This window comes from Ruegeria sp. BHSC276 (assembly GCF_059612945.1).
In genome coordinates this window covers 33388-49852 of record NZ_JBXWRP010000012.1, presented here as the reverse complement: position 1 = coordinate 49852, position 16465 = coordinate 33388, and the positions used below count along the sequence as shown (strand labels likewise).

Sequence of the window (16465 nt, the reverse complement as noted above, 5' to 3'; positions counted from 1 at the left end):
CGCCCTCCGCGTTTCGCTCGACTATGCCTTTCTGCGGCGACGGCGGCCAGTTTTTTCCGCATCGCCCCCGGTGTTGAAGGATGGGGCGGGCAGGCTGACGACCCTTGACAGTTCCGGAAAGGGGTCGGTCTTGTGCGGGATCGCGTTGGCGGCGACGAAATGCTCTTGGAATTTCGGCTCGATCGCGGTTTCGACCTTGGTGATCTCGCGCACCACGCGCTCGATCTCGGCCCGGGCGGCGATGTTGCACAGCGCGATGCGCGCGCCGGTACCGGCGGCGTTGCCCGCGCTCGAGACCTTGTCCAGCGGCGCGTCGGGGATCATGCCTAGAACCATCGCATGTTTGGTCGAGATATGGGCGCCGAACGCCCCGGCCAGCACCACGCGATCCACCTTGTCCACGCCCATCTCGTCCATCAGCAGCCGCGCCCCGGCATAGAGCGCGGATTTCGCCAGCTGGATCGCGCGGATGTCGCCTTGGGTCACGGTGATGCGTGGGCCACCTTCGGCGCTGGCATCATGAATCAGATAGGAATGAGTGCGGCCCTCGGGGATGCAGCGGCTGGAGCCGGTCTGTTCGGCCGAGCCGATCAGGCCGCTCTCGTCCAGCAGGCCGGCCAAGCGCATTTCGGCCACCGCCTCGATGATGCCCGACCCGCAGATGCCGGTGATGCCGGTGGTGGCGATGTCCGTCTCGAACCCGTCTTCGTCCGACCACTTGTCCGAGCCGATCACGCGGAACCGGGGTTCCTTGGTCACCGGGTCGATCTGAATGCGCTCGATCGCGCCGGGCGCGGCGCGCTGGCCCGAACTGATCTGCGCGCCCTCGAACGCCGGTCCGGTGGGCGAGGAACATGCCAGCACGCGGGTCGTGTTGCCTAGCAGGATCTCGGCATTGGTGCCGACGTCCACGATCAACACCAGGTCCTGCGACTTGCCCGGCTCTTCGCTCAGCGCTACGGCGGCGCAGTCGGCCCCCACATGGCCCGCGATGCAGGGCAGGATGTAGACCTGCGCGCGCGGGTTCATCGTGGTCAGATCCATCTCGCGCGCGGGCAGCGAGACACTTTCGGATGTGGCCAGCGCGAAGGGCGCCTGGCCCAGCTCGACTGGGTCCAGACCCAGCAGCAGGTGGTGCATGACCGGGTTGCAGACGAATACCGTTTCCACGATCAGGGCCGGGTCGATCCCGGCCTCGTCGGCGATCGAGGTGACCAGATCGTTGATCGCCTCGCGCACGGCCTGGGTCATTTCCTGATCACCGCCAGGGTTCATCATGGCATAAGAGACGCGGCTCATGAGGTCCTCGCCGAACCGGATTTGCGGGTTCATCAGGCCGGAGGAGGCCTTGACCTCGCCGGTTTCCAGATCGGTCAGATGCGCGGCGATGGTGGTCGAGCCGAGGTCGATGGCCAGCCCGTACAGCCCGTTTTCGTGCAGGCCGGGCCAGATTTCGACGATGCGCGCCACGCTGTCCTTGTGCCCCTTGTGCAAGGCAACCGTAACCTCCCACTTGCCCTTGCGCAGGGTCGGCTGAAGTTTGGACAGAAGCGATAGGTCGGCGGTGACGGCGTCGATCTGCCACTGCTCGCGCAGGGCACGCTCCAGCCGTTCCAGATCGCCGGTGGGCGAGTGCATGTCCGGTTCCTCGACCACCACGAAACAAAGGCGCGTGGCCGGGTCCATGGTAATGGCCCGCGCGGCGGCGGCCTTGCGCACCACCTGGCGGTGAACCTGGCTTTCGGGTGGAACGTCGATCACCACGTCACCCTGAACGGTGGCCTGACAGCCCAAACGCCGGCCCGGTTTCAGACCGCGCTTGTCGTCATAGCGCTGCTCGACCGCGTTCCATTCGCTCAGCGCGTCTTCGCGGACCGTGACGCCATGTTTGGGAAACTCGCCATAGCTGGGTGTGATCTGGCATTTCGAGCAGATCCCGCGCCCGCCGCAGACCGAATCCAGATCGACCCCTAGCTGCCGGGCCGCCGTCAGGATCGGAGTGCCAACGGGAAAATGTCCGCGTTTGCCCGATGGGGTAAAGACGACAAGGGGATCGGTGGTCATGACGGATGCCTTTTTGGTGTTCGCGCGTATGGCGGCAAGATATGGGTTTCGAGGCAAAGGGAAAGGCCAATCCGCGGCAGGTTTTGCACGGCTTGCGTCGTTTTCCGCGCCATCGCGGCGGTTTGTGGGCGAACAAGTTGGGGCAGGGGCTTTTCCTTTGGTCGAAACCATGCAATAGGGTCACCGCCAAACGGGGTTTTGCATGGGGTTAGCAGATGCAGATTCGTGAGGCACTCACCTTTGATGACGTTCTTTTGGTTCCGGCGGCCTCGTCGGTGCTGCCGGCAACGGCAGACACGTCCACGCGCGTGACGCGCGCGATCAACATGAACATACCGCTGCTCAGCTCGGCCATGGACACTGTGACCGAGGCGCGCATGGCCATCGCGATGGCACAGTCCGGCGGCATCGGGGTGATCCACAAGAACTTGACGGTCGAAGAACAGGCCCGCGAGGTGCGCCGGGTCAAGCGGTTCGAATCCGGCATCGTCTACAATCCCGTCACCCTGCGCGCCGATCAGACGCTGGCCGATGCCAAGGCCTTGGTCGAGCGCTACAACTTCACCGGGTTCCCGGTGGTGGATGACGAAGGCCGCGTCGTCGGCATCGTAACCAATCGCGACATGCGCTTTGCCACCTCGGACGACCAGCCGATCCGCGCGATGATGACCTCGGACAACCTGGCCATGTTGCAAGAACCGGCCGACCGGGAAGAAGCCATCAGCCTGATGAAGGCCCGCCGGATCGAAAAGCTGCTGGTTGTGGACGCCAACGGCAAGCTGACCGGCCTGCTGACGCTGAAGGATACCGAGCAAGCGGTGCTGAACCCAACGGCCTGCAAAGACGATCTGGGCCGGCTGCGCGTCGCGGCGGCCACGTCGGTTGGAGATGCCGGTTTCGAACGGTCCGAGCGGTTGGTGGATGCGGGTGTCGACATCATCGTGGTCGATACTGCGCACGGCCATTCCCAAGGGGTGCTGGACGCGGTGAAGCGGATCAAGGCCCTGTCGAACGAAGTGCAGATCATCGCAGGCAACGTCGCCACCGCAGACGCGACCAAGGCGCTGATCGACGCCGGTGCCGATGCGGTAAAGGTCGGGATCGGGCCAGGCTCGATCTGCACCACGCGCATGGTGGCCGGTGTCGGCGTGCCGCAACTGACCGCGATCATGGATTGCGCAGCGGCGGCCGGAGACGTTCCGGTCATCGCCGATGGTGGTATCAAGTTCTCAGGCGATTTCGCCAAGGCCATCGCGGCGGGGGCGTCCTGCGCCATGGTTGGCTCGATGATCGCGGGCACCGACGAAAGCCCGGGCGAGGTGATCCTGTATCAGGGCCGTTCGTTCAAGTCCTATCGCGGCATGGGCAGCCTGGGCGCGATGGCGCGCGGCTCGGCTGATCGCTATTTCCAAAAGGACGCCGCGAATGACAAGCTGGTGCCCGAAGGGATCGAGGGGCAGGTGCCCTACAAAGGCTCGGCCAGCGCCGTCGTGCACCAGCTGGTCGGCGGCCTGCGTGCGGCCATGGGCTATACCGGATGTGCCACGATCGAAGAGATGCGGCGCAACTGTCAGTTCGTAAAGATCACCGGCGCGGGCCTGAAGGAAAGCCATGTGCATGACGTGCAGATCACCCGCGAAAGCCCCAACTACCGCATCATGTAAAGGCGCCAACGGGTTGCCCGAACGGATCAGCAGATGACACCAGCCGCGCGGGTTCAGGCCGCCATCGAAATCCTTGACGACATCCTATCGGGTGCGCCCGTCGAAAAGGCTTTGACCGGCTGGGCGCGGCGCAGCCGCTTCGCCGGGTCCAAGGATCGCGCGGCCATCCGCGATCACGTGTTCGATGCAGTCCGGTGCATGCGGTCCTACGCGGCGCGCGGCGGAGCGATGACCGGGCGTGGGTTGATGCTGGGTGCGCTGCGTGCCGCGGGCGAAGAGCCGGACGATTTTTTCTCTGGGGATCGGCACGCACCGGCGCCGGTGCAGGACAACGAGGTCGGACGCGCCTTTGCCACCGTGGCCGAGGAACATGATATCCCCGAATGGCTGTGGCCGATCTTCGAGCGGTCCCTCGGTGATCTGGCGCGCCCCACCGCCGTCGCCTTGCAGCGGCGGGCGCCGGTCCATCTGAGGGTGAATCTTGCCCGGGCAGATGTGGAAACCGCCGTCTCGACGCTGCTGTCCGATGGTGTCGAGGTGGTCCCGCATCCAGCCTGCGCAACCGCGCTCGAAGTCGTCTCGGGTGCGCGTCGTGTATCGAACGGCCAGGCCTATGCGCGCGGGCTAGTCGAACTTCAGGACGCGGCCAGCCAGGCGGTGGTTGCCGAGTTGGACCCAAAGCCCGGCATGCGGGTTCTGGATTTCTGTGCAGGCGGCGGCGGCAAGGCCCTGGCGATGGCTGCCCACACGGATGTAAAGGTCTTTGCCCATGACGCAAACCCGGCCCGGATGCGGGATTTGCCGGTGCGGGCGGGCAGGGCCGGGGTAAGCGTGACGCTGCTGGCGCCGCATGAGGTCGCACGACGCGGGCCTTTCGACCTGGTGCTGGTGGACGCGCCTTGTTCGGGCAGCGGGTCCTGGCGCCGCGCGCCCGCCGGCAAATGGGCCTTGACACCGGACCGGCTGACCGAGCTGTCCAGCATTCAGGACAGTATTCTTAACCAGGTGGCGCCGTTGGTCACCGGACAGGGTGTGCTGGCCTATGCCACCTGTTCGCTGCTGGATGTCGAGAATGACCGGCGTGTCGACCGGTTTCTGGCGGAACACCCAGACTGGACGTGCGGGTTCCGAAAATTGTGGCAGGTTGTACACGGAACCGATGGGTTCTTCACTGCTCACTTGACGAGATAGCCACGGGCTGAAAACAACTCAAGGTAGAAGTTAGCGCCGAGGCTTGCGTTAACGTCATATTTACCATCCGTGTGCCCGACTGCACGCGGGGCGAATTGAAACAGGCTATTTTATGACTCAGACGGTTGGGGCGGTACCCAGGCTGAACGACAGATCATTGCCCAGTTGGTCGCGGATGCTGTCTTTGCTGGGGGCGGCCGTGGGCGTATGCATGCTGCCGATGCTGTCGACAATCCCTGATGAATGGACGCCCGGCATTCTGGCGGTCGGCGGGTCTTTTCTGGCGGTATTTTTCTTCGTGTCGCTTCGTGGCTTGCTTGAGGAACGCGCGAACAGCAAGGTCAGGGCGATACTGGCTGCCTTTCTGGAAAAGGAACCCGCGCCTGGCTTTATCTCCGATTCCGACGGGACCATTGTCATCGCCAATTCAGCGGCCCGAAGCCGGTTCAACGCCGGTCCTGGCGTCCGGCTGGATCGGTGTCTGCGGTCCGTCTTCGCCAACCCGTCGCCCATTTTGCTGCGCATGCATTCTCGGGCCGTGGCCCATGGCCGGGCGGCCGAAGACATCGTGAGCAGGGGCGCCAGCATTCCGGTCCTGACCGTCGATCTCGGCAACGGCCTGTTCTTGTGGCGAATCAAGGCATCGGGACGCCAGCTGTGGTCGCATGTGTCGGTTCCGGTGGTCACTTTGGGGCACAAGGACAGTGTGCTTGCGGCAAATCCGCCTGCGCAAGAACTGCTGAGCCGGGCCCCCGATGCGCTGCAACAGATCCTTTCAGCCAGGACTTCGAAGGGCGCTAGCATGGTTCGCATCGAAGGAAACGATGCAGTGCGCCGCATCTGTGTCACCGAACTGAAGAGGACGAACTCGGGCCGAGACCTGGCGTTGATCGAGATCGACGACACCAAACCGACCCAATGGGCGCCGGCGGTGGACGACTTGCCTGTGCCGCTGTTGCGGTTGTCGCTGACCGGAGATGTCATCGAGGCCAATCACCTTGCTGCGAAACTGTTGGGTGACTTTCCTGTCGGCCAGACCAACATCGGTGAGATCATGCAGGGATTGAACCGCCCGGTATCCGCATTGTTGACGGATGTGGCTCAGCGCGAGGCCCCCCCATGTTCCGAGTTTCTGCGGCTGAGTCGGAAGGACAAGGACATCTATGTTCAGGTCACCCTGTCCCGGGTCGTTAATGATGGTGAGGTCGGTCTGCGGGCCGTACTGCATGATGCGACGGAATTGAAGACGCTGGAAGCACAGTTCGTTCAGGGCCAGAAGATGCAGGCCGTCGGGCAGTTGGCCGGCGGCGTCGCGCATGACTTCAACAACCTGCTGACCGCAATTTCAGGTCACTGCGATCTGCTGCTGCTGCGGCACGAGGCGAGTGATCCTGACTATGCGGACCTGGTGCAAATCAACCAGAACGCCAACCGCGCGGCCGCCCTTGTGGGGCAGTTGCTGGCGTTTTCCCGCAAACAGACGTTGCGGCCCGAAGTCCTGGACCTGCGCGACACCATTTCCGACCTGATCCACCTTCTGAACCGACTGGTGGGCGAGAAGATCCGGCTGGTCCTCAGCCACGACCCGGTGTTGAAGCCCGTGCGGGCGGACAAGCGTCAGTTGGAACAGGTGTTGATGAACCTCGTAGTCAACGCGCGTGACGCCATGCCAGAGGGGGGCGATATCCGCATCGAGACCGAAGTCGTCGTGTTGACCGAAGAATTCAGACGTGACCGGGCAACCGTCGCGCCCGGCGAATATGTTTCGGTCAAGGTCATCGACAGCGGAATCGGTATACCGGGGGACAAGCTGGACAAGGTGTTCGAGCCGTTCTTCACCACGAAGCGCACCGGCGAAGGCACCGGGCTGGGGTTGTCAACGGTTTACGGGATCGTCAAGCAGACCGGCGGGTTCATCTTCGTGGACAGCGTCGAAGGCCGCGGCTCTGAATTCAACGTACTGCTGCCGGTGTGCAGTACGGCCGAAACCGAAAAGCCGCCGGAACACAAGGCCGAGGAACAGGGCGCCAACCATACCGGCGAGGGCGTGGTTCTGCTGGTCGAAGACGAGGCACCGGTCAGGGCCTTTGCGACCCGCGCCTTGCGTCTGAAGGGCTATACTGTGCTCGAAGCCGGTTCCGCCGAGGAAGCGCTGAAACTCCTTGAAGACCCGGATCTGCATGTCGATGTCTTTGTGACCGATGTGGTCATGCCGGGTATGGACGGCCCGACCTGGGTCTCCAAGGCGCGCATCGACAGGCCGGACGTGCGGGTGGTGTTCATGTCGGGATACACCGAGGGCGCCTTTGGCGAGTCCGGTCCGGAAATGCCCGACGCAAGTTTCCTGCCCAAGCCGTTTTCGCTGACGCAACTGGCCGAATCGGTGCAGCAGCATCTGAGCTGAGTCATCTGGCCCGAGCGTACAGGTCGAACTCGGCCGCGTGGATCTTGCGAAACCGTCGCTCGGTCTCCGGCGCGATGTCCATCTGGCGTTTTGGCGACACGTTTTCCTGGGTCAGGTTGATTTCGGTATCCAAACGGTCCTGCAGGAATTCGAGGATTGCTTGCTGGTTGTCATAGCGAAAAATATGGGTCGCACCGCGGCCATTGCTGCGCGTTCTGAAAAATTCAGATTGGCTGCCCACGTCGGCAAAGGCTGGGCGCGGTGTGCGCAAGTAGCCTTGAACGAAGGCGTCGAAGCTGAGGTCATGTGTCGCCTTTTCGTGACCCTGCAATTCAGGCCGCGATCGGTACCTGTACCAACTGCCCAGCCAATCCAGGGGCTCGCGGACAACGGCCATGACCTCGATTTCGGTATCGTACATCTTCAAGAAAATGTTCTGAAAGAACCGGTCGAACCGGCGCACCGGTGCGTGCTTGAGATCGGGAGGGCCGGACACAACAATATCGGCCCGATCACGCAGCGATTTGAAATACGCTGTGCTGCCGGTCTTGGGGACGGACAGCAAAGCCAGTCGTTCTTTGAAGAATATCAGCATGAAACTACTGCCCGACGCTAAACCTGTTTATGGGACAATGTTTGGCCGGGCTTGTCCGCAAGGTCAATGATGCGGCCGGATTCGCAGCGCGAATTGCTGAAAAAAGCGCTATTTCTCAGTGCTTTGCGCGATCATGCCGCGACCCAAGCCTCAAGTAAACGTCTCGTTAACATCTTTTGTTGAAAGTAAATCCTGAAAGTTTTGGTTGAAATGTTCACTTTTTGATCTCATAAGGAACAAGAGGCGAACAAAGCAGCGATTGCCGCCCGGTTTCGGGTGTGACAAAAGGGAAGGCGACAGGACAATGGCGGATCTTCTGACGATGAGCGACAAGAAAAACGCGGACAAGCAAAAGGCGCTCGACAGCGCGCTGGCCCAGATCGAGCGGCAGTTCGGCAAGGGGTCGATCATGAAACTGGGCGACGGCGCCCGACAGGAGATCGAGGCCAGTTCGACCGGCTCTCTGGGGTTGGACATCGCCCTGGGCATCGGCGGCTTGCCGATGGGTCGGATCGTCGAAATTTACGGCCCGGAAAGCTCGGGCAAGACGACCCTGACCCTGCACTGCATAGCAGAACAGCAGAAACGCGGTGGTGTGTGTGCGTTCGTCGATGCGGAACATGCGCTGGACCCGCAATACGCCCGCAAGCTGGGGGTGGATCTGGACGAGCTTCTGATCTCGCAGCCCGATACGGGTGAACAGGCGCTGGAAATCACCGATACGCTGGTGCGGTCCGGGGCGGTCAACATGGTCGTGGTGGACTCGGTGGCCGCTCTGACGCCGAAATCCGAGTTGGAAGGCGACATGGGCGACAGCAATGTGGGCGTGCAGGCCCGGTTGATGAGCCAGGCAATGCGCAAGCTGACCGGCTCGATCGCCCGCAGCAACTGCATGGTGATCTTCATCAACCAGATCCGCATGAAGATCGGCGTCATGTTCGGCAGCCCGGAAACGACGACCGGGGGCAACGCCCTCAAATTCTACAGCTCGGTCCGCCTGGATATTCGCCGCATCGGCGCGATCAAGGACCGCGACGAGGTGGTCGGCAACCAGACCCGCGTGAAAGTGGTCAAGAACAAGGTGGCGCCGCCGTTCAAGCAGGTGGAATTCGACATCATGTATGGCGAAGGCATCAGCAAGATGGGCGAATTGCTGGACCTGGGCGTCAAGGCCGGCGTGGTCGAGAAATCGGGCTCGTGGTTCAGCTATGGCGACGAACGGATCGGGCAGGGGCGGGAAAACGCCAAGCAGTACTTGCGCGAGAACAGCCGGATTGCGCTGGAGATCGAAGACAAGATCCGTGCCGCGCACGGGCTGGAGTTCGACATGCCGCCCGGGGCGGACGAGGACGACATCCTCGAAGCGTGATCGACCGGGTCAAAGACAGGCAGGGTGGTCCTTTGGGCCGCCCTGTTTCGTTTGCGGTGCAGCAATCCTGTGGACTATCGGCGGGCGGGCGGCTAAACCGTCGCGACAGATCATGACTGCGCGCTGAGAGAGCCCAATGCCCACGCTGAACGATATCCGCTCAACCTTTCTGAACTACTTTGCCAAACAAGGGCACGAGGTGGTTGCGTCGAGCCCGCTGGTGCCGCGCAACGACCCGACCCTGATGTTCGTCAACTCGGGCATGGTGCAGTTCAAGAACCTGTTCACCGGCCTCGAGACCCGCGACTACAAACGCGCTACCACCGCGCAGAAATGCGTGCGTGCCGGCGGCAAGCACAACGATCTGGACAATGTCGGTTACACGGCCCGCCACCATACTTTCTTCGAGATGCTGGGCAACTTCTCGTTTGGGGATTACTTCAAGGAAGCGGCGATTCCCTTCGCCTGGGAGTTGATCACCAAGGAGTTCGGGATCGACAAGAACCGGCTGCTGACGACGGTCTATCATACCGACGACGAAGCGTTCGAAATCTGGAAAAAGGTCGGCGTTCCCGAGGACAGGATCATCCGCATCGCCACCAGCGACAATTTCTGGCAGATGGGCCCCACCGGCCCCTGCGGCCCCTGCACAGAGATCTTCTATGATCACGGCGATCACATCTGGGGCGGTCCTCCGGGGTCGGCCGAGGAGGACGGCGATCGATTCATCGAGATCTGGAACATCGTCTTCATGCAGAACGAGCAGTTCGAGGACGGCTCGATGCGTGAACTGGACATGCAGTCGATCGATACCGGCATGGGTTTGGAACGGATCGGTGCGCTGCTGCAGGGCAGCCACGACAACTATGATACGGATCTGTTCAAAACTCTGATCGAGGCGTCGGCGGATGTGACCAATGTCGACCCCTACGGCGATCAGAACGTGCATCACCGGGTGATCGCCGACCACCTGCGGTCGACCTCGTTCCTGATTGCGGATGGTGTGATGCCGTCGAATGACGGGCGCGGCTATGTGCTGCGCCGGATCATGCGCCGGGCCATGCGTCACGCGCATCTGCTAGGCGCCAAGGATCCGGTCATGCACCGGTTGGTGCCCACGCTGGTGCAACTGATGGGCGCGCAATATTCAGAGCTGGGCCGGGCGCAGGCGCTGATCGAGGAAACGCTGCTGTTGGAGGAAACCCGGTTCAAGCAGACACTGGACCGCGGCCTCAAACTGCTGGATGACGAAGTGGCGGGCCTGCCCGACGGTGCGCCCTTGCCCGGCGAGGCTGCGTTCAAACTGTATGACACCTATGGCTTTCCGCTGGATTTGACGCAGGACGCCCTGCGTGAGAAGGGCCGGACCGTGGACACCGAAGGGTTCGATGCTGCGATGGCCGAACAGAAGGCCAAGGCTCGGGCCGCCTGGGCGGGATCGGGGGAAGCCGCCGATCAGGCCGTGTGGTTCGACGTTCTGGACGCCGCCGGTGCGACCGATTTCCTGGGCTACGAGACCGAGAAAGCCGAGGGCCAGGTCTTGGCCGTTATCCGCGACGGGGCGCTGGTGGAGAAGCTGGAGCCGGGTGAAAGCGGTTGGATCGTCACGAACCAGACGCCGTTCTATGGCGAAGCCGGTGGTCAGGTCGGCGATACCGGCGTCATTCGGCGCCTGGAGGACCGCGACGAGGTTGCTCTGGTCGAAGACACCAAGAAGTTCGCCGACGGCAAGGTGATCGCGCACAAGGTTACAATCGAGCGTGGCCCATTTGCCAAGGGCGAGGCGGTGGAACTTGAGGTCGACCATGCCCGTCGCAGCGCGATCCGGGCCAACCACTCGGCCACGCACCTGCTGCACGAGGCCCTGCGCGAAACGCTGGGGGCGCATGTGGCGCAGCGCGGTTCTCTGAACGCCGCAGACCGTCTGCGTTTCGATTTCAGCCACACGAAGGCGATGACGCCAGAGGAAATCGAAACGGTCGAGCGTGAGGTCAACGCCTTCATCCGTCAGAACTCGCCCGTGGAAACCCGGATCATGACGCCGGACGATGCCCGTAAGCTGGGCGCGCAGGCGCTGTTCGGCGAGAAATACGGCGACGAGGTGCGCGTGGTTTCGATGGGCAAGGCGCCCACGGGCAAAGGTCATGACGGCGAGACCTGGTCGATCGAACTGTGCGGCGGCACCCATGTGCGCCACACGGGTGACATCGGCACCTTTGTCATCCTGGGCGACAGCGCCAGCAGCGCCGGCGTGCGCCGGATCGAGGCTTTGACGGGGGATGCCGCCCTCGAATACCTCTCGACCCAGGATCGCCGTCTTGTGCAGGTCGCGTCCGAACTCAAGGCGCAGCCCGAGGATGTGGTGAGTCGGGTCAAGGCCCTGCTGGACGAACGCAAGGCCCTGCAGAACGAGGTTGCACAGCTGCGCCGCGAACTGGCCATGGCCGGAGGCGCGGGGCAGTCAAACGGTGCCGTGGCCAAGGACGTCAACGGCATCAAGTTCCTGGCCCAGGCCCTGAGCGGGGTCTCGGGCAAGGACCTGCCAGCCTTGATCGACGAACATAAAAGTCGACTCGGCTCGGGCGCGGTTCTGTTGATTGCCGACAGCGGTGGAAAAGCCGCGGTTGCGGCCGGCGTGACCAACGACCTGACGCAGAAGATCTCGGCGGTCGATCTGGTTCGGGCGGCCGTGCAGGAACTGGGCGGCAAGGGCGGCGGTGGACGCCCCGACATGGCTCAGGGCGGAGGACGCGATCCGTCGAATGCAGCCGCGGCCATCAAGGCGGCGGAACAGGTATTGGGAGGTTAGGATGCCTGCACTCTGGATTGCTCATGTCACGGTGACCGATGCCGAGGCATATGGAAAATATGCCGAACTGGCAGGCCCTGCGATTGCCAAGCATGGCGGGCATTTCATCGCCCGGGCAGGGCGGTATGTTCAGCTTGAGGGCAAGGAACGGCCGCGCAATGTCGTGGCCAAGTTCCCGTCTGTCGAAGACGCGGTGGCCTGCTACAACTCGCCGGAATACCAGCAGGCGCTGGATCATGCGCGCGGGGCAAGTGAACGCGAGTTGATCGTGGTCGAAACGACCGAATGACCCGGTGGCCCGAGGCACGGGCCGCCCTTTTCAAACGTCCAGACAACGCAAACCTTGTGTCTTGCGACGCTAACTGACTTGGTTTGTGGGGCTGAGTAGGATTTTGCGCCACCCGCAAATGCCGGCGTTTCGCGCCTAGCGATAAACGGCCTGCCGGCCTCTTGATGCCCATTTCTGCCATCATCTTGATCCCAAATTGCCTGATTGACAGACGGATTTTCGCCGTTTTTCGACCCGAATTTGGCGGAAGGTTGCCGTGTTTGGGTATTTGCATGACACTTAGTTGATTGCAGACACCTAGATTTTCATCCGGTGACCAGTGTGCTGTCAGGATCCGGAGGTTGAGATGAAGAAGGCGACCCAATCTTCTGCACTGAAATTGCGATCCGGACCTGTAGTGGCGGCTGGTCGGTGTCGCGCATTGGGTATTTTGGCGGCTGTTGCCATGGCGGCGTTCAGTTCCGCAGCCTTGGCTGACAGCGCTTTCATTACCGGGGCGACCCCTGCTCAGCCGCCATCGGGCGCGTCTCAACTCTGCCAACGATACAGTTGGGCATGCTCGGAAGGATCCAGCCGAACGATTGATGGTCACCGAGAGTTATTGGTCGTGAAGCAGATCAATCGCCACGTGAACGCCTCGACCAGGGAGGTTTCTGACCAGTCACAATACCGGCTGCAGGAAAAATGGGCGCTGCCGACAAAGTTGGGTGGGGACTGCGAAGACTTCGTTCTGCTGAAAAAGAGAAACCTGATCGAAGCTGGCATTGATCCCAAGCGGCTTCTTATCGCGACCGTACTGGACACGAGACGCCGGGGCCATGCAGTTTTGGTCTATCGGTCGCCGCGCGGCGATATGATTCTGGACAATCAAACCAACCAGATCAAGCCGTGGGCATCGACCAGGTACCTATTCCTGCGCATGCAAGATCCCAATCAACCCCATCGTTGGGTCGGGGTTTTTCGGCGCAGCTGAATTTGCGTCTGGCGCGAATCGATTGACGAAATGGTTGAATGCAGGGCCTCAAATTGAAGCCCTGCATCCGAGTTCAAGCCCCGTCAGCTCTCGTCGTTATTAGCATTGTGGCCTTGGCCTGGGCTGCTTCCCTCGGGCCCATTGCCACCACCATTGTTGCCCGTGCTTCCCTTGCGACCATCGCCGGACTTGTTTCCACTATTTTTTCCATTTCCACCCTTGTCGCCCTTTGTACCTTTTCCGCTTTTCTTGCCTTTTCCGTCGCGATCAGGCTTGTCGTCGTCGGCGTCCGGGGGCCCTGAACAGGTGCAACCTCCACCGTCACCGTCGGTATTGTCCCCACCGTCACCGTCGGTATTGTCCCCATCGCCGCCGCCGGAATTGCTCCCACCGTCGCCGTCGGTATTGCCCCCATCGCCGCCGCCGGTATTGCTCCCACCGTCGCCGTCGGTATTGCCCCCACCGTCGCCGTCGGTATTGCCCCCACCGTCGCCGTCGGTATTGCCCCCACCGTCGCCGTCGGTATTGCCTCCACCGTCGCCGTCGGTATTGCCCCCATCGTCACCGCCGGTGATGCCACCATTGCCAACGGTCGTGCTTGCCCCCTGCGCGCCAGAGCTGCCAGTTTCAGGTTCGGACGGTCCGTCGCCACTTTTCTGTTGTTGAACGCCGATCGAGGCTGTCGGTATATCGGTCAAGAGCACGGCAAGTTGCGGACATTCAGCTCCTAGCCTCGTCAGAATTTGCTCAAAGTCCGCGCGGCGCTGGATGTATCTCAGCATACTTCTTGTGACTTGATCGCATTCACACAGTACTTGAGCGGACGCCCCTGATTGACGAGCTGTTTTCACGGTACACGCCGCGCTTGCCTCAGTTCCGGCCGAAATCCCGGACGTGAAAAAAAGTGAAAAAACAATGAAAACGCGGGAAAATACTACCATGACCAAGCTCCTCGGCACTGGTTACTCAAAAAAACACGCCAACTACGATGCCACGGCTTGGCAGAGCATACAGAATCGGCGCCACATTCACGCCATGATCACACCCCCGATGCGCCACAATCGCAAGGTTCTGGCCAGGCTGACGGGAGAGTATTCAGACCGTGTTCCCGAAAAAGTACAGTTGAAACAAATGGCCGTTGGGGAAAGCGTGTCTTTTTCGTTTTTCCCAACGAAATCAGAGCGGAAACAATGACGTCAAGCTGACGTCATTGCTTCCGAGTCAGGTCGGTTTGCCGTTCGGATCAGGCGGATTTGGCCATCCGCTTCCGCTCGTGCGGGTCGAGGAATCGTTTGCGAAGGCGGATCGCGTTCGGGGTCACTTCGACCAGTTCATCCTCATCGATATAAGCGATGGCCTCCTCCAGCGAGAACTGGACATGCGGGGTCAGGCGCACCGCGTCATCCGAGCCACTGGCGCGCACGTTCGTCAGCTTCTTGCCCTTGAGCGGGTTCACTTCGAGGTCGTTGTCCCGCGAATGCTCACCGATGATCATGCCTTGATACACATCAGCCTGCGGGCCGATGAACATGCGGCCGCGCTCCTCGAGGTTCCACAGCGCATAGGCGACGGCTTGGCCATTCTCCATCGAGATCAGAACGCCGGCCCGGCGGCCGGGGATCGGGCCCTTGTGCGGCGCCCAGCCGTGGAACACGCGGTTCAAAACACCGGTGCCGCGGGTGTCGGTCAGAAACTCGCCGTGATAACCGATCAGGCCTCGCGAGGGGACATGTGCGATGATGCGGGTCTTGCCGGCGCCGGCCGGACGCATCTCGACCAGTTCGCCCTTGCGCGCGCCGGTGATCTTTTCGATCACGGCGCCCGAATATTCGTCATCCACGTCGATGGTGACTTCCTCGATCGGCTCCAGCCGCTGTCCATTTTCCTCGCGGAACAGAACCTGCGGGCGCGATATGCTGAGTTCGAAGCCTTCACGGCGCATGTTCTCGATCAGAACGCCCATCTGCAATTCGCCTCGACCCGCAACCTCGAAGGCTTCGCCGCCGGGAGTATCGGTAACGCGGATGGCCACGTTGGATTCGGCCTCTTTCATCAGGCGGTCGCGGATGACGCGCGACTGGACCTTTTTGCCGTCACGCCCCGCCAGTGGCGAGTCGTTGATGCCGAAGGTGACGGTGATGGTGGGCGGGTCGATCGGCTGGGCGGGCAGGGCCTCGGTCACCTGCGGGGCCACCAACGAATCCGCCACGGTGGCCTTGCTCATGCCCGCGATGGTCACGATGTCGCCCGCTTCGGCCACGTCGATCGGTTGCTGGCTGAGACCGCGGAAGGCCAGGATCTTGGTGGCGCGAAAATTCTCGATCAAGGTGCCGTCGCGGCTGAGCGCTTTGAGCGCATCGCCCGCCTTGAGCGTGCCGCTTTCGACGCGGCCGGTCAGGATGCGGCCGATGAACGGGTCGCTGCCCAAGGTCGTTGCCAGCATGCGGAAGGGTTCATCCTTGCGCGCGATCTGCTTGGGGGCGGGAACGTGATCGACGATCAGGTCGAACAGCGCCGACAGATCCTTGCGCGGTCCGTCCAGTTCCATGTCGGCCCAGCCCGACCGCCCCGAGGCGTACATGGCCGGGAAATCCAGCTGGTCATCGTCGGCGCCGAGGTTGGCGAACAGGTCAAAGCATTCGTCCAGCGCGCGGTCGGGCTCGGCATCGGGCTTGTCGACCTTGTTCAGCACCACGATCGGGCGCAGGCCCAGCGCCAGCGCCTTCGAGGTCACGAACTTGGTTTGGGGCATCGGGCCTTCGGCGGCATCGACCAGCAGCACGACGCCATCGACCATGCTGAGAATGCGTTCGACCTCGCCGCCGAAATCGGCGTGGCCGGGGGTGTCGACGATGTTGATGCGCGTGCCCTTCCATTCGACGCTGGTGGCCTTGGCTAGAATGGTGATGCCGCGTTCGCGTTCAAGATCATTGCTGTCCATGGCGCGTTCGGCCACGGCCTGGTTCTCGCGGAACGCGCCGGATTGTTTGAGAAGTTCGTCCACCAGGGTCGTTTTGCCGTGGTCCACGTGGGCGATGATTGCGATGTTGCGCAGGTCCATGAAGTCAGCCTTTGAACGGGAAGTTGCCGCGCGCATAACGCGGGAC

12 protein-coding genes are annotated in these 16465 nt (G+C 62.1%); 8 read left to right on the top strand and 4 right to left on the bottom strand.

Annotation, left to right across the window (positions count from 1 at the left end):
• Positions 1 to 21: 21 nt before the first annotated feature.
• The gene (locus tag AC2FMD_RS17285; RefSeq protein WP_496742284.1) at positions 22 to 2064 is read right to left on the bottom strand and encodes an ASKHA domain-containing protein; all 2043 of its coding nucleotides are present in this window, start codon (positions 2062 to 2064) and stop codon (positions 22 to 24) included.
• A gap of 215 nt (positions 2065 to 2279) precedes the next feature.
• Here AC2FMD_RS17285 and guaB point away from each other — a divergent pair, with 215 nt between their 5' ends.
• The 3 genes from guaB to AC2FMD_RS17270 all read left to right on the top strand — a co-directional run bounded on the left by guaB (position 2280) and on the right by AC2FMD_RS17270 (position 7323).
• Complete coding sequence (guaB, locus tag AC2FMD_RS17280; protein WP_496689592.1) at positions 2280 to 3728, top strand: IMP dehydrogenase; 1449 nt, start codon at positions 2280 to 2282, stop codon at positions 3726 to 3728.
• A 33-nt stretch (positions 3729 to 3761) separates the two neighbouring features.
• Positions 3762 to 4919: an RsmB/NOP family class I SAM-dependent RNA methyltransferase gene (locus tag AC2FMD_RS17275; protein WP_496742285.1), complete on the top strand. Its 1158-nt coding sequence runs from the start codon at positions 3762 to 3764 to the stop codon at positions 4917 to 4919.
• Between the two features lie 220 nt (positions 4920 to 5139).
• Positions 5140 to 7323 (top strand): hybrid sensor histidine kinase/response regulator, encoded by a 2184-nt coding sequence (locus AC2FMD_RS17270; protein ID WP_496742286.1) that lies wholly within the window; start codon positions 5140 to 5142, stop codon positions 7321 to 7323.
• A gap of 1 nt (position 7324) precedes the next feature.
• Here the strand turns inward: AC2FMD_RS17270 and AC2FMD_RS17265 are convergent, their stop codons facing one another.
• A complete protein-coding gene (locus tag AC2FMD_RS17265; RefSeq protein WP_496742287.1) occupies positions 7325 to 7918 on the bottom strand; it encodes a gamma-glutamyl kinase in 594 nt (197 codons plus the stop codon).
• 304 nt (positions 7919 to 8222) lie between these two features.
• On the opposite strand from AC2FMD_RS17265, the gene recA reads away from it, so the two are divergent.
• The 4 genes from recA to AC2FMD_RS17245 all read left to right on the top strand — a co-directional run bounded on the left by recA (position 8223) and on the right by AC2FMD_RS17245 (position 13358).
• The gene (gene recA / locus AC2FMD_RS17260) at positions 8223 to 9287 is read left to right on the top strand and encodes a recombinase RecA (RefSeq protein ID WP_496678314.1); all 1065 of its coding nucleotides are present in this window, start codon (positions 8223 to 8225) and stop codon (positions 9285 to 9287) included.
• A gap of 136 nt (positions 9288 to 9423) precedes the next feature.
• The gene (gene alaS, locus AC2FMD_RS17255; protein WP_496742288.1) at positions 9424 to 12096 is read left to right on the top strand and encodes an alanine--tRNA ligase; all 2673 of its coding nucleotides are present in this window, start codon (positions 9424 to 9426) and stop codon (positions 12094 to 12096) included.
• Between the two features lies 1 nt (position 12097).
• Positions 12098 to 12385: a DUF1330 domain-containing protein gene (locus AC2FMD_RS17250; RefSeq protein WP_490360396.1), complete on the top strand. Its 288-nt coding sequence runs from the start codon at positions 12098 to 12100 to the stop codon at positions 12383 to 12385.
• Between the two features lie 346 nt (positions 12386 to 12731).
• On the top strand, positions 12732 to 13358 hold the full coding sequence (locus AC2FMD_RS17245; RefSeq protein WP_496742289.1) for a transglutaminase-like cysteine peptidase: 627 nt from the start codon (positions 12732 to 12734) through the stop codon (positions 13356 to 13358).
• Between the two features lie 83 nt (positions 13359 to 13441).
• Here AC2FMD_RS17245 and AC2FMD_RS17240 read toward each other — a convergent pair whose 3' ends face one another.
• Positions 13442 to 14299 carry a hypothetical protein gene (locus AC2FMD_RS17240; RefSeq protein WP_496795279.1) on the bottom strand — a complete coding sequence of 286 codons (858 nt, stop codon included), beginning with the start codon at positions 14297 to 14299 and terminating at the stop codon, positions 13442 to 13444.
• Here AC2FMD_RS17240 and AC2FMD_RS17235 point away from each other — a divergent pair.
• The gene (locus tag AC2FMD_RS17235; protein WP_496742291.1) at positions 14298 to 14552 is read left to right on the top strand and encodes a hypothetical protein; all 255 of its coding nucleotides are present in this window, start codon (positions 14298 to 14300) and stop codon (positions 14550 to 14552) included. The genes AC2FMD_RS17240 and AC2FMD_RS17235 overlap by 2 nt on opposite strands.
• 49 nt (positions 14553 to 14601) lie before the next feature.
• On the opposite strand, the gene typA is transcribed toward AC2FMD_RS17235, so the two are convergent.
• Complete coding sequence (gene typA, locus AC2FMD_RS17230) at positions 14602 to 16419, bottom strand: translational GTPase TypA (protein WP_496795278.1); 1818 nt, start codon at positions 16417 to 16419, stop codon at positions 14602 to 14604.
• Positions 16420 to 16465: the final 46 nt, after the last annotated feature.